Origin of the sequence: Streptococcus oralis (assembly GCF_001579525.1) — a bacterium.
Lineage (GTDB): Bacteria > Bacillota > Bacilli > Lactobacillales > Streptococcaceae > Streptococcus > Streptococcus oralis_M.
In genome coordinates, this window is sequence record NZ_LQZC01000011.1 from 53,728 (window position 1) to 69,104 (window position 15,377).

Below are 15,377 nucleotides of genomic sequence, written 5' to 3' on the forward strand. Positions count from 1 at the left end.
TTTCTCCTCCTACCAATATAGGTTCCAGTCTTTGTAGAAACGGATAAGGGCTTCTAGGTAATAGTAGTCACCCCAGATATTGCCTTCGTCCACTCCTTTACCTGAATGCCATGAGTACACACCGTGGAGGAGACTTGTCCCACCAGGGGTAAATTGATCATTTGCATAATGTTCGATCAAGGAACGAAGCATGGCATGCATAGCATGTTTATAAATATCTTTGTCAGCATCCACCTCTGGGAGATGTTTTAGCATTTCATGAATCCCACAGACGGCGATAGCTGTTGCTGAAGAATCTCGTGATTGAGCACTACCATCATTAAAAATCAAATCCCAATAAGAAACATGATCTTTTGGCAGGTGATTCAAGAAATAATTGGTTACACCTTTAAACAAGTCAAAGCAGGACTCGTCTTTCAGGTGACGATAAGTCAAAGGAATACCATAGACTCCCCATGATTGACCACGTGCCCAGCATGAATCATCACTATACCCTTGTCTCGTTACACCTTTAAAGGGTTGACCTGTCTCAGGATCAAAATAGAAGGTGTGGAAGGACGAAGCGTCATCACGGATTACATTATTAGCTGAAGCATAGAAATGGCTTTCTGCAATATCGTAGTATTTTTGATTGCCTGTTTCTTGATAAGCAAAGAACAAGAGTTGAATGTTGAGCAAGCAATCGATAATCAAACGGTAATGCTCTTTCTTGCCCAAATCTCCCCAGGCTTGAATAAAGCCACCTTTTTCTTGATAGCGTTCAATCAACTTATCTGCAGCTTTCAAGGCCGCTTCTCTAGCCTCTCCATTTCCATTTATCTTATATTCAGCCATACAAGATGGTGTGTATAAGAAACCGAGATCATGGTGGTCCAATTCTACTCTCTTATTGATACGATTCAGGAAAGAAAGAACATTTTTATGAGCGATGTTTTTAAATGCATCCTGTTGACTGTATTCATAAGCCAACCACAGTTCTCCTGTCCAGAAACCATTGGTCCATTCCGTGTTATCCATGATTGGATAGACATTATTAAAGGTAGCTGGCGTCGGGAAATCTTCCTTGAAATAGTCAAGGTTGAGTTCTAACTGCCGAATAACCTTATCAATTGCCTGGCCGACTTCTTCTTTCGTCAGAAGTGGTACTTCTAAGAAGCGCTCAGGCGATTTTATTTCTTCAATCGTAACCTTTTTTATCATTCTTTTACCCTTTAAATACCTGATTCGAAATCTTCTTCCTCTGCCTCTGCATCCGTTGAAAACAATTCTTTACCATTTACGACTCCGCCCTGGGCCGCCGCTACTGATTTATTAACAACCTCATCAAAGCTATGAGCCATTCTAGCAAAGACTGCTTCCATTAACATGGCTAAGTTCAAACCCGAGAGAACATTCATTGTTTTGGCTGGATTTTCTCCCATTATAGTAGAAGAAACCTTGAATGGTGTTCCTCCCAAGAGGTCACTTAGGATTAAAACTTCTTCTTCATTTGAAATTGCAAGTAAGATTTTTTGCTTGAGTTCATCTGCTGACATTCCTTCCACAAAGTCAATCGCCTCCACATTTTCTTGATTGCCTGCAATCAATTGTAAAGAACTATAAATCCCTGTGGCAAAATGTCCATGCCCTACAAGTACAATTTTCATCTTTTCTCCTTTCTTGTTTGAGTTTACCGGTTTACTTTACATTCCCCATTGTAACCCTTTATTTTTATCTTGTCAATAGTTTTTTTAAAAAAATATTAGCGCTTTCATTGTTTATTTAACCATTATAATAGACAGAAATTTCAAAATCTTCCGTTTTTTAGGAAAACAAATCTTTTTAGAAATAAAAACATTTATTTATTGACAAAACCGGTTTACTAGAATATAATTTGGTTATAGAGAAGTCTTAACAAATTTGAAAGGAAGTATCAAATGACAAATACATCATTCTCAATTGAGCAGTTTTCTTTAAAAGGAAAAATTGCTCTCATCACCGGCGCTTCTTATGGAATTGGATTTGCTATTGCCAAATCCTACGCTGAGGCCGGCGCTACTATTGTCTTTAACGATATCAATCAAGACCTGGTCAATAAAGGGATTGAAGCTTATCGTGAAGTTGGCATCGAATCCCATGGGTATGTCTGTGACGTGACAGACGAGGACGGTATCCAAGCCATGGTCAAGCAAATCGAACAAGAGGTTGGTGTCATTGACATCCTCGTTAATAATGCTGGTATTATCCGCCGCGTTCCAATGTGCGAAATGAGCGCCGCTGATTTCCGTAAGGTCATCGATATTGACTTAAACGCACCATTTATCGTTTCAAAGGCAGTTATTCCTTCTATGATAAAGAAAGGGCATGGAAAGATTATCAATATTTGTTCGATGATGAGCGAACTGGGACGTGAAACAGTTAGCGCTTATGCTGCCGCTAAAGGGGGCTTGAAAATGTTGACCCGCAACATTGCGTCTGAATACGGTGGAGCCAATATCCAATGTAACGGAATTGGACCGGGTTATATTGCCACTCCTCAAACAGCACCTCTTCGTGAGTTGCAAGAAGATAGTTCTCGCCACCCATTTGACCAGTTCATCATTGCAAAAACACCTGCTGCACGTTGGGGAAATCCTGAAGATTTGATGGGCCCTGCTGTCTTTCTCGCTAGTGATGCCAGCAATTTTGTCAATGGCCACATCCTATATGTAGATGGCGGTATCTTAGCCTACATCGGAAAACAACCTGAGTAACAATAGAAAGAAGATCTTATGAAAATCGCATTAATCAATGAAAATAGTCAAGCCAGCAAGAATCACATTATTTACGATAGTCTGAAAGAAGTAACAGATAAAAAAGGCTACCAATTATTTAACTATGGTATGCGTGGAGAAGAAGGTGAAAACCCATTAACATACGTACAAAACGGCTTAATGGCTGCCATCCTTTTAAATACAAAAGCAGTCGACTTTGTTGTTACCGGCTGTGGTACAGGTGTAGGGGCTATGCTTGCTTTAAACAGCTTCCCTGGTGTTGTCTGTGGTCTAGCAGTGGACCCAACTGACGCTTACCTTTATTCTCAAATCAATGGAGGTAACGCCTTGTCTATCCCTTATGCCAAAGGCTTTGGCTGGGGAGCAGAATTGACCCTCAAATTGATGTTTGAACGCTTATTTGCTGAAGAAATGGGCGGTGGCTACCCAAGAGAACGTGTAATCCCTGAACAACGCAACGCTCGTATCTTGAGCGAGGTGAAACAAATCACCCACAATGATTTGATGACCATCCTTAAAACAATCGACCAAGACTTCCTCAAAGACACCATCTCTGGCAAATACTTCCAAGAATACTTCTTTGAAAACTGCCAAGATGATGAAGTCGCTGCTTATTTGAAAGAAGTATTAGCCAAGTAAAGCTATTCTAAACCAGAAAGGAACTAATGGATGACGAAAATCTTACTGTTTGGCGAACCATTAATTCGAATCTCACCATTAGATGCCACCAGTATCGGCGATCATGTTGCCAGTTCGACTTATTTTGGCGGATCAGAAATTAATATCGCTTGTAATTTGCAAGCCCTGGGTATCTCAACGAAAGTCTTTACCGCACTCCCTGCCAACGAGATTGGAGATCGTTTTATTACATTCTTGAAACAGCACCAAATCGATACCAGTTCAATCTATCGGCTTGGCGATCGAATCGGCCTCTACTATTTGGAGAACGGCTTTGGTTGTCGTCAAAGTGAAGTTTTCTATGATCGTAAGCATACGAGTATTAGCCAGATTCTACCAGACATGCTCGATATGAATTCTATCTTTCAGGAGATTAGCCACTTTCATTTTAGTGGTATCACCGTAGCTGTTGGCCAGGAGGTCCGTACGCTCCTTGTCCTACTCTTGGAAGAAGCCAAGCGCCGGGGCATTGTCATCTCCATGGATCTCAACCTGCGAACAAAGATGATCTCTGTCCTAGAAGCCAAGTATGAATTTTCTAAATTTGCTCGTTTTGCCGACTATTGCTTTGGTATTGATCCTCTCATGATCGATGAGCAGAATCTGGAGATGTTCTCAAGGGAAACCGCTAGCCTAGACGATGTTGAAAAACGCATGCGACAGTTAAAAGAAAGCTACGATTTCAAAGCGATTTTCCATACTCTGCGCTCTAGTGATGAACAAGATAAGAATGTCTATCAGGCTTATGCTCTGGGAGAATCATTTGAAGAGTCCGTTCAACTAAAAACTGCAGTCTATCAACGCGTTGGTAGCGGGGATGCCTTTATCTCAGGAGCCCTCTATCAACTACTCAATCATTCCTCCTTAAAAACTACCATTGACTTTGCAGTTGCCAGTGCCACTCTCAAATGCACTCTCCCAGGAGACCATCTCTCCACTTCGGAAACTAGTATTGAAAAATTACTAGCAAATACACAAGATATCATTCGTTAGGAGAACCACATGACTAAATCGGATACGATTATTGAACTAAAAAAACAAAAAATTGTCGCTATTATTCGAGGAAATACAAAGGAAGAAGGACTGAAAGCCTCGATTGCTTGTATCAAGGGCGGTATCAAAGCTATTGAAATCGCCTATACCAATCAGTATGCAGGACAAATCATCAAGGAACTTGTAGACTTGTATCAGGACGATCAAAGTGTTTGTATCGGGGCAGGTACTGTGCTTGATGCCGTAACTGCTAGAGATGCTATTCTAGCCGGAGCAAATTACGTTGTTTCTCCATCTTTCCACGCTGAAACTGCAAAAATGTGCAATCTCTATAGCACTCCCTACATTCCAGGCTGTATTACCCTCACAGAGATAACGACTGCACTTGAAGCCGGTAGTGAAATCATCAAACTCTTCCCAGGTAGTGCTCTCAATCCAGCATATATCTCTGCAGTCAAGGCACCGATCCCACAAGTTTCCGTAATGGTAACCGGAGGAGTAGGCCTAAACAACATCCCTCAATGGTTCGCTGCTGGTGCAGACGCCGTCGGGATTGGTGGTGAACTCAATAAACTCGCTTCCCAAGGCGACTTTGACCGCATTAGCGAGATTGCCCAGCAGTATGTTACACTCAGATAAAATGAAGTGAAAAAGGATAAGCTACAACTTATCCTTTTTAAAAAGAAAAATCCGAAGACGTTTGACTTTCTTCGGATTTTTCTTTTTTCTTATGGTTCCAAGGGACTCATCTGGATGATGAGTAAATTAGTTGTTCTTTCCTCTGCGGAATAGATAAACCGCACCAAGTAGCAAAAGACCTAGACTTGCCAAGATTGACTGACCTTCTCCTGTCTGAGGGAGATTCTTTTGATCAGACTGCTTGTTTCCCTCTTCAGTTTTTTCCTTTTCTTTTGAATCCTGAGTTTGTGGTTGAGTTGCTTGCTCTAGCTTTTTAAAAACTTCTTGATCTGGCGCTGATTCCTGGGTTTCAGGATTGTAGTAGGCAACCTTATAGTCATCCCCTTCTTTTCGAATGGTATAGACTCCACGTTTCAAGACTTGGAATTGGTTGGAAATAGTAGAGACCGAATCATCGTATTTTACGACTCCCCAAACCCCTTGTTTGGCATCATAAACAGACTGAAGATTTTCGCTATTTTCAATAAGACTACCTTCCAGCTCTTTTACCATTTGATTGAAGGTCGCTCTGTCCACATTAGGAATAAGCATATATCCATAAGAGTCTCCATTCTGTTTGTGAGCCTGACTAATCGTAAGGAATTCATTTTCAACTTCCTTGTCTGACTGTCCTTCATTGATATCCTTCCATGCACCTTTTTGCAAGGTTCTGCTCATACTAATCGAACTTTTCTTGAAGAAGAAATAGCCGATATTCTTTTTCGAATCAGATGATTCTAGAAATACACTTTGAGTGTCCGCAAAATCCTTGTCTTGAGCTGTGAGTGTAGTTTCTTTATCATTGACATATACCTTATAAGGATCACTTGATTCAAGCTTTCTTTGGTCAATGGTGGTCGATGCAGCGTCAGTTGAGGTGTTTTGAATATTGCTTCCTAGGAAGGCTATTTTATCTTTTAGCATAAACCAGCTCTTATGAGCGCTCAAGGTCTGATTCCAGTTGCTGAAATCCATGGTTGCTGTCGCATTGGCCTCATCTAGTTTGCTCGTCCCAACGAAAGCAGATGGCAAAACTTTACCCGTATCGCTATCCGATCTCTTAGCATCCGTCTCTGTTGTACCAGGCATCTTATAAGGGTTGACTGTTGGCCAGTAGCCGTTGCTATAATGACTTAAATCGCCATTATAGAGATAGAACATCCCATCACTCGTATACCAACCACGTTTGTTTTCTTTGTTCATGTGTTCATAGTTTAAGGTACGACTGGAGAAGAGCGACAGACCAAAGCCAAAACCTTTCTCTGCATTGTACATAGCTGTTTTATCCATCTTGTTAAAGGCTGATAGGTAGCTTGTCCTTGGAGTACTTGCAACTCCTGCATCACTTAACAAGGATTGCATCAAGCTGATATCCTTATAGGTCTTCAGATTCTTAAAGACATCATAATAAGTATCCGATTGAACAATGGTCTTTACAAGGCTCTGCAAACGTTGTTTGGTTTCTCCTTCAGACATATCTGCTATCCGATGAATCCCTCTCAGTACTTCTACCGCTGCCACGTGCCCCTCGCTATTAGCACGACTGATAGAGCGTCCACGACTCATATCCATCAGCTCTCCATTCACCAGCAAAGGAGCAAAAGATTTATCAATCCAGTGATACATGCTTTGCATTTTATCTTTATCAATTGGGCTCTTGGTCTTTTGAATGACTGGCAATAGTTGAGACAAGCCATCAATCAAGACATTCCCATAAGCACCTGTATAGGCAACATTGGTATGGTCGATATAGGATCCATCTTGATAAAAACCTTCTCCTTGATCTACCAGTTTGAACACTTGCTCAATCGATCGAATAGTCGACGAAATTTCCTGATCATCCTTGCGCAGTAAACCAGCTATAACTTTTACCCTTCCCATATCCACTAAGTTTCCGCCCAAGGCCTTAAATGGGTTCTCAGTCGTCTTTCGGAAATGCTCTGGATCTGGTACAAATTTTTCAATCACATCTGTGTATTTTTTGATTTCCTCATCTGAGAAGTATTCTTTCATCAGAGACAAGGTATTGTTGATTGCGCGAGGTGTACCGATTTCATAATCCCACCAGTTCCCAGCAATACTCTTTTCACTATTGTAGACATGTTTATGCATCCATTCCATGGAATCCCTAACTGTTCGAATAACGGTTTCATCTTGATAATAACGAGAAGAAGGATTGGTCACTTGCTTGGCCATCTCCTCCAATTTCCGATAAGTGGCAGTTAGATTCGCAGACGTTTTATAATTTGAAAATTTTTCCCACAAATAGGTGCGGTCCACCTGACTTGAAATACTGGATAGGCTATCAGCCACCTTTCCTTCCAGTTCCTGATTTAATTTGGCCATCTGTTCATTATGAGCATCATAGTATTGATTCCCAGCGATAATCCCATTCCAGTCATCGAGACGGTCTGTATACTCATCTCTAACAGACGCCAAAACCTTCAAAGGAACCTTTTTCACTTCCTTTCCATCTTTGCTGACAATGATATTGGTTGTTCCTTCTTTAAGAGGTTCTAAAATGCCATTTTTGACAGAGGCAAGGTCTGGATTTTCAATCTTATAAGTATAATCTTGAACAGCGAAGACATGTTTCTTGCCTAGAGGTAAATCAATCTTTTCTTCAAGCGTTTTATTATCTGTTTGAGAAGGGTTAGACGGTTGCTTCTCTACTTCTACAAGCTCAATATCCTTAAACGAAACTGTGCCAGTTCCTGTCTCGTAGAACAACTCTAGCTTGATCTTATCCACCTCTAAAGTCGGGCTATAGTCTGCTTCAATGGTCTGCCAATCCTTTGTTCCTGATGTCGTTGCAGAATTCCACAATTGCTTGTCCTTACCACTTTCCTCAATGATACGAACCTTGGCAATACCCACTTTATTGTTTGTCTTAATCTTGAAACGCAGCTTATACTTTTTCTTAGCTTCAATAGGGACCATACGGTGAACTACAGCTCGTAGTTTCTCCGAACTAGAGATCGTAACAGCCCCATCCTTAGCTTCAATGACCCGAGTTGAAGCGTCACCAGAACTGTTCTTCTGGTCAATCCAAACTGACCAGCCCTTGGCTTTACTTCCTGTCCAAGGATTGGTTCCGTCCTCTGTCTGAATAAAATCACCATTTTCAACTAAATTTTTAGCATCCCTTTGCTGAGGCTGGGGATTTTTCTGGCCTTGCTGAATGGTATTCGTAGTTGTTTCTTCCGCTCCAACTGTCATATAATGGTTTAATAAAAAACCTGATAAAATAAGAGAAGACAGACTCACAATGAGCTTCTTTGTTTTTGTTTGCATGTATACACTCCAATAAACATATTGTAAAATCAATAGGAACTAAATCTCAAAAAGGAGATCTATAACAATTAAGTAAACCGGTTTGATTAAATCATACCATTTTTAATGTTGTTTGTAAACGATTTCTATCATCACAATTCTAATTTCTTGCAACCTCCCCCATCCGACTCGACGAAAATAGTAAAAACTGTTACAATGTAGAAAAAGAAAAGAGGCTCTCATGACTTCACTCTATGATTTTTCAGTTTTAAACCAAAACAACCAAGTAATCTCCTTGGATAACTATCGTGGAAAAGTGCTCTTGATTGTCAACACTGCTACTGGATGTGGTTTAACGTCCCAGTACCAGGGACTTCAAGAACTCTATGAACGCTATCAAGATCAGGGCTTTGAAATCCTAGATTTCCCTTGCAATCAGTTTATGGGACAAGCACCCGGCAGCGCAGAGGAAATCAATAGCTTCTGCAGCCTTCACTATCAGACAACTTTCCCTCGCTTTGCCAAGATCAAGGTCAACGGCAAGGAAGCAGATCCTCTTTATGTTTGGCTAAAAGACCAGAAGTCTGGCCCACTAGGAAAACGAATCGAATGGAATTTTGCTAAGTTTCTCATTGGCCGAGATGGTCAAGTCCTTGAGCGCTTCTCTTCCAAAACAGACCCCAAAACCATCCAAGAATGTATCCAAAAATTACTCTAATTTCTTTTTAAAACGTATCCTTTCATTTAGTTTGAATCCTGAAAGGATGCGTTTTTTCTTTAAAAAGTAACTGATTTTCTTTAATTTATATTTATTTTTTGCTATTGCTTTCTTTCTTTAATTTAGTATATTTGGTATATTAAAAACTATTTGTCATTTTAAGGGAGAAATGACCTTTTAAATTTTTTTATCTTAAAACGAAAGCGATTTATAAATAGGGAGGTAAGAGGCTTACAAATTATCAGAGAATTGATTTATCGTAAAATATAGATGCAACCAAGTTAAGCTTGGGCTCGGGTAGTAGCTGACTGCCTTTCTAAAAACTAGGAGTATATTATGAATCGATACCTTTTTGAAAAAGGGCAAACATTTAGCATTCGGAAGTTGACTGTAGGTGTGGCATCTGTTATCGTGGGACTGGCATTTTTTGCTTCTGGAACCGTGCGTGCAGACGAAACGTCTCCTGCCGCAACATCCAATTTAGATCAGCAAATTGAACAAGTCGCAGATATAGAAGCGACCAAGGTTGAACCAGTCAAAGAAGAAGGCCGTGTAGGAGCTGAAAAACAAGAAACACCTGTTGCCGATACCAACAGTGCTGACTCGCTCCCTGAAGACATTCAGGACCGTGCCTACCCAGACACACCTGTAAAAGAACTCGATACGACTACTATCGTTGACCAGAAAGCTAGTCCAACAGTAGAAACTAAGAGCATTCTAAAGGACAAAGAAGAAGCTCCAAAAGAAGCTGAGACCGGAAACCGTGCCATCATTAACGGTGGACAAGACCTCAAACACATTGACTACGAGGGACAACCTGCAACTGCTGCTACTATGGTTTACAGCACTTACAACGCAGGAGAACAACGCTACCTCGTTTCAGGATCAGGTGTCTTCGTAGCCCCTAACCTGATCCTTACCGTTGCTCATAACTTCCTAGAGGCCAATAAAGAAACTGGCGAGGGTCACATTCGTGGTGGAAAATCTGCCCAGTTCTACTATAACGTTGGTTCAAACAGCGAAAAGAAAAACTCACTACCATCTTCTGGAACTACGGTTTTATTCAGAGAAAAGGATATCCATTTCTGGAACAAGAAGGAGTTTGGAAAAGGCTATAAGAACGACCTTGCTCTTGTAGAAGCTCCTATTCCTCTTCCGATTGCTAGTCCAAACAAAGCAGCAACCTTTGCGCCTTTAGCGGAGCACAAGACACATCAGCCGGGAGAAGCCATCAGTACGATTGGCTACCCAACTGACTCAAGCTCAAAAGAACTGAAACAACCTATCCTAGCCGGTCAGCTTTACAAGGCAGATGGGACCATCCGATCTGTTGAGTCCTATGATGATAAGGGAACGACTGGTATCACCTACAAAACCACTTCTGTATCTGGTTTGTCTGGTGGCGGGATTGTGGATAGCCAAGGAAAAGTTCTGGGTGTTCACCAACACGGAACCGTTGACAATGGTGTGACTGAAAAGGATCGCTTTGGGGGCGGACTCGTCCTTTCACCTGAACAACTGAAATGGGTTAAGGACATGATTGCCAAACATGGCGTGAAAGGCTGGTACCAAGGTGATAACGGAAATCGTTACTACTTTACCGATGAAGGACGTATGCTTCGGAATGAAACTGCTGTTATCGGAAGCAACGAATATTCCTTCAACCAAGATGGGATTGCTACCTTGACCAAGGGAGTTGAATACGGCCGTGTGGTTATCCAACACGAAGACGAAGAAGGAAATCCTGTCAAAGATAATGATACCTTTATCGAACAGACAGCTGTGGATTCTCCATTTGACTACAATTTCAAAAAAGAAATCGAGAAAACGGACTTCTATCAGAAGAATAAAGACAAATACGAAATTGTATCCATTGATGGTGTAGCGGTCAATAAACAACTAAAAGATGCATGGACTGAAGAGCACAATGTTGTCAGCAAAGCGCCTGCCGGTACACGTGTCATCAAGGTGGTCTATAAAGTCAACAAAGGCTCTTTCAAAGTTTACTACCGTCAAAAAGGAACCACTACTGAACTAGCGGAAGCGATAGTTGATAACAATGACGGTCAAGAGTATGACGTTTCCTTTGTCAACACCTTCCATGCCAAAGACATTGCTGGCTACCGTCCAGTTAAGGCTAGCTTGGAAGCAAGAATCCAGCAAAAAGGGGTGAATGAGGTCGTCTTTGAATACGAGCCAGTCGCTGATACAGCTAATCCGACGACACCGACTCCACCAGTGGCTCATCCAGAAGATAAAGAAACTGAGATTGGCAACCATGGACCTCTTCCAAGCAAGGCCCAACTTGATTACCACAAGGAAGAATTGGCAGCCTTCATTCACTACGGAATGAACACCTATACCAATTCTGAATGGGGAAATGGGAAAGAAGACCCCCGATACTTCAATCCAACCAACTTGGATACTGACCAGTGGATTCGCACTCTGAAGGAAACGGGCTTCAAACGAACCATTATGGTTGTTAAGCACCACGACGGATTCGTTGCTTATCCATCTAAGTACACCAACCATACCGTAGCTGCTAGCCCATGGAAAGATGGAAAGGGTGACCTTCTCGAAGAAGTTTCCAAGTCTGCTAGCAAGTATGACATGAATATGGGTGTTTACTTGTCACCATGGGATGCCAATCATCCAAAATACCATGTTGCAACCGAAAAAGAATACAACCAATACTATCTCAACCAACTGAAAGAAATCCTTGGAAATCCGAAATACGGAAATAAAGGAAAATTCATCGAAGTTTGGATGGACGGTGCGCGTGGTAGCGGTGCCCAAAAAGTAACCTATACTTTTGATGAGTGGTTCAAATATATCAAAGAAGCTGAAGGAGATATCGCCATCTTCTCTGCTCAACCGACAAGCGTTCGCTGGATCGGAAATGAACGTGGTATCGCAGGTGACCCTGTCTGGCATAAAGTCAAGAGAGCTAACATCACAGACGATGTGAAAAACGAATACCTCAACCATGGTGACCCAGATGGTGATATGTATTCTGTAGGGGAAGCTGACGTTTCGATCCGTTCGGGCTGGTTCTACCATGACAATCAACAGCCGAAATCACTCAAAGAGTTGATGGACATCTACTTCAAGTCTGTTGGTCGTAGAACCCCTCTCCTTCTCAACATTCCACCAAACAAAGAAGGAAAATTCGCAGATGCGGATGTGGCTCGCTTGAAGGAATTCAAGGCAACCCTAGACCAAATGTATGCGACTGACTTTGCCAAAGGGGCCACTGTAACAGCAAGTTCTACTCGTCAGAACCACCTCTACAAAGAAAGTCACCTGACTGACGGTAAAGATGATACTAGCTGGGCGCTCTCAAATGATGCCACAACTGGTAGTTTCACAGTCGATTTAGGACAAAAGAGACGCTTTGACGTTGTCGAACTCAAAGAAGATATCGCCAAAGGTCAACGTATCTCTGGTTTCAAGATTGAAGTCGAAATCAACGGACGCTGGGTGACTTACGGGGAAGGTTCAACTGTTGGTTACCGTCGCTTGATTCAAGGTAAACCTGTAGAAGCACAAAAAATCCGTGTAACTATCACTGGTGCTCAAGCAACTCCAATCTTGACCAACTTCTCTGTCTACAAAACACCAAGTAGTATCGAAAAGACAGACGGCTACCCTCTTGGACTGGAATACCACTCAAATACAACAGCGGATACAGCCGGTACAACTTGGTACAATGAATCTGAAGGTGTTCGTGGCACTTCTATGTGGACCAATCAAAAAGATGCCAAAGTAAGCTATACCTTCACAGGAACCAAGGCCTATGTCGTCTCTACAGTCGATCCAGGGCACGGAGAAATGTCCGTCTACGTTGATGGTCAAAAGGTTGCAGATGTGCAAACTAAGAATGCTAGCCGTAAACGTAGCCAAAAAGTCTTCGAGACAGGCGATTTAGCACCTGGCCAACATACTATTACTCTTGTAAACAAAACAGGCGAACCAATTGCTACAGAAGGGATCTACACCCTAAACAATGATAGCAAAGGGATGTTTGAACTTGAGTCTACTAACTACGAAGTCGAAAAAGGAAAACCAGTCACTGTTAAAATTAAACGCGTTGGTGGAAGCAAGGGGGCTGCTACTGTTCGCTTTATCACAGAGCCTGGAACTGGAGTTCACGGTAAAGTTTACCAAGATACAACTCAAGATGTGACCTTTAAAGATGGAGAAACAGAAAAGACTGTGACCATCCCAACGATTGACTTTACAGAACAAGCCGACTCTGTCTTTGACTTCAAAGCCAAACTCACTTCTGTCACTGATGGTGCCCTGCTCGGTTTTGCTACCGATGCAACCATCCAAGTGATGAAAGCTGAATTGCTGGTCAAGGACCAAACAAGTTATGATGACCAAGCTAGTCAGTTGGATTATAGTCCTGGCTGGCACCATGAAACCAATTCGGCAGATAAATACCAAAAGACGGAGTCTTGGGCTTCCTTTGGTCGCTTAACTGATGAGCAAAAGAAAAAAACAACTGTCACAGCCTACTTCTACGGTACTGGACTTGATATCAAGGGCTATGTTGATCCAAATCATGATATCTACAAAGTCTTCCTAGATGGCAAAGAAGTTCCTTATCAAGAGGGCATGGGAAATGCGTCGACTATTGATGGTAAGAAATACTTTAGCGGTCACGCTACCCAACGCCAAGGCAATCAAACGCTGGTTAGCCTAAAAGGTCTGGACGAAAACTTGCACGCAGTCACCCTTCAACTCGATCCTGATCGAAACGATTTGTCTCGAAATATCGGTATTCAGGTAGATCAATTTATCACTCATGGCGAAGGTAGTGAACTCTACAGCAAGGCCGATATCATCCAGTCTATCTCAAAATGGAAAGATGATCTGTCCAACTTTGACCCAGCAGGCTTGAAAAATACGGCTACCGCACGCCAAGCTTTCCAAGCAAATCTAGAAAAATTGAGAAACCAACTCAGTTCTGATGCAGTGGATGTTCAAGAAGTCATGTTGACGGTCAGCGCCTTACAAGATATCCTATCCAAGGATGAGAACTATCAAAGAGGCCAAGAGGAACCTAGTCCAGATCAACCTGAACAGCCTGAAGAACCTTCTAAACCTGACCAGCCAGCTGAACCAAAACAACCGGAAATTGAATATGATAAAGCCATGGCTAGCTTGACTGAAGCTATCGAGAAAAAAGTCGGTGAGCTTGGATCCAACAAGGAAGCTAAGAAGAAATTAGTTGAAATTGCAGATCAAGCCATTGCTGCAATCCAAGAAGCTAAAACTCAGGAAGCAGTCAATCAAGCGCTAGAAACTGCTCTCGCACAAATCAGCAAGCTCGAAGCAACTCAGCCTGAAAAACCAGCGCAACCTGAGAAACCTGCTCAGCCTGAGAAACCTGCTCAGCCTGAGAAACCAGCACAACCTGAAAAACCTGCTGAACCTGAAAAACCTGCCGAGCCTGAAAATCCGACTCAACCTGAGAAACCGGCGCAACCTGAACAACCGGCGCAACCTGAACAACCTGCTCAACCTGAGAAACCAGTTCAACCGGAAAAACCTGCTCAACCTGAGAAAACGGCGCAACCAGAAACTCCAGCGCAACCTGAGAAACCAATTACTTCTTCAAGTCCTGAGGAAGGGGTTAAAGACCTTGTCTTTACACTTCCAAGCTTGGAAATCGTCAATAAGGTCGTACCGTTCAAGACGATTCGTCGCGAAAACCCACAATTAGACACAGGAAAAGAGCAAGTTCTATCAGAAGGGAAAGACGGTCTCTTAGTCGAGTATGTTGAAGTGGACGGTGACAATCGCAAGGTTCTCCAAACAGAAGCAACTCCAGCTCAAGATCGAGTGATTGAGGTAGGTAGCAAACAAAGCTCAGTTGGAACAGAAGTGCCACCGGTTGTGACCCTTCCTGAGTATGTTCTACCAAGAGAGACTGAAAAACCTGCTCCAGTCGTAACAGATAATTCATCATCAAAAGATGAAAAAGCTCCTGTTACCGCTACAGTCAAAGAAGACAAGGAAAGACTACTCCCTGCAACTGGGGAACAAGAAGCAACTGCCTTCCTCTTCTTGGCAGCCATTACTTCTATCTTGTCTCTCCTCATTTTCCAAAAGAATTTCAAAGACTAATAACCCTCTTTGATTGATTCTTTCTAATGACTCAGTTCCCCCGTTGAGAAGACCATTTGGTCTTCTCTTTTTCTCTCTGTAAAATTAAAAAACATCCACAAATTAAACAGCACCGCAAAAGTCAGACATAAAAAATCTAACTTTTGCGG

At 42.1% G+C, this 15,377-nt stretch carries 9 protein-coding genes; 6 read left to right on the forward strand and 3 right to left on the reverse strand.

Features of this window, described 5'->3' with window-relative positions; genetic code table 11:
• Positions 1–9 precede the first annotated feature (9 nt).
• On the reverse strand, positions 10–1,200 hold the full coding sequence (locus SORDD25_RS06980; protein ID WP_061853136.1) for a glycoside hydrolase family 88 protein: 1,191 nt from the start codon (positions 1,198–1,200) through the stop codon (positions 10–12).
• An 11-nt stretch (positions 1,201–1,211) separates the two neighbouring features.
• Positions 1,212–1,646, reverse strand: coding sequence for a PTS sugar transporter subunit IIA (locus tag SORDD25_RS06985; protein WP_061853137.1), 435 nt, complete (start codon positions 1,644–1,646; stop codon positions 1,212–1,214).
• Positions 1,647–1,916: 270 nt separating this feature from the next.
• Between SORDD25_RS06985 and SORDD25_RS06990 the strand changes: the two genes are divergently transcribed.
• The 4 genes from SORDD25_RS06990 to SORDD25_RS07005 are packed head-to-tail and all read left to right on the forward strand — an operon-like array spanning position 1,917 to position 5,063.
• Positions 1,917–2,732, forward strand: a complete 816-nt coding sequence (locus SORDD25_RS06990; RefSeq protein WP_061853138.1) for a gluconate 5-dehydrogenase — start codon at positions 1,917–1,919, stop codon at positions 2,730–2,732.
• 18 nt (positions 2,733–2,750) lie between these two features.
• Positions 2,751–3,392, forward strand: a complete 642-nt coding sequence (locus SORDD25_RS06995) for an RpiB/LacA/LacB family sugar-phosphate isomerase (RefSeq protein WP_061853139.1) — start codon at positions 2,751–2,753, stop codon at positions 3,390–3,392.
• Positions 3,393–3,422: 30 nt separating this feature from the next.
• Positions 3,423–4,424, forward strand: coding sequence for a sugar kinase (locus tag SORDD25_RS07000; protein WP_061853140.1), 1,002 nt, complete (start codon positions 3,423–3,425; stop codon positions 4,422–4,424).
• Positions 4,425–4,433: 9 nt separating this feature from the next.
• Entirely contained in the window at positions 4,434–5,063 is a 630-nt protein-coding gene (locus tag SORDD25_RS07005; RefSeq protein WP_061853141.1) for a bifunctional 4-hydroxy-2-oxoglutarate aldolase/2-dehydro-3-deoxy-phosphogluconate aldolase, read from the forward strand.
• Between the two features lie 126 nt (positions 5,064–5,189).
• On the opposite strand, the gene SORDD25_RS07010 is transcribed toward SORDD25_RS07005, so the two are convergent.
• Positions 5,190–8,396: an LPXTG-anchored hyaluronate lyase gene (locus tag SORDD25_RS07010; RefSeq protein ID WP_061853142.1), complete on the reverse strand. Its 3,207-nt coding sequence runs from the start codon at positions 8,394–8,396 to the stop codon at positions 5,190–5,192.
• A gap of 220 nt (positions 8,397–8,616) precedes the next feature.
• On the opposite strand from SORDD25_RS07010, the gene SORDD25_RS07015 reads away from it, so the two are divergent.
• Both SORDD25_RS07015 and SORDD25_RS07020 read left to right on the forward strand, forming a co-directional pair.
• Complete coding sequence (locus SORDD25_RS07015) at positions 8,617–9,093, forward strand: glutathione peroxidase (protein WP_061853143.1); 477 nt, start codon at positions 8,617–8,619, stop codon at positions 9,091–9,093.
• A gap of 336 nt (positions 9,094–9,429) precedes the next feature.
• A complete protein-coding gene (locus SORDD25_RS07020; protein WP_061853144.1) occupies positions 9,430–15,228 on the forward strand; it encodes an alpha-L-fucosidase in 5,799 nt (1,932 codons plus the stop codon).
• The last annotated feature ends 149 nt before the right edge of the window (positions 15,229–15,377 follow it).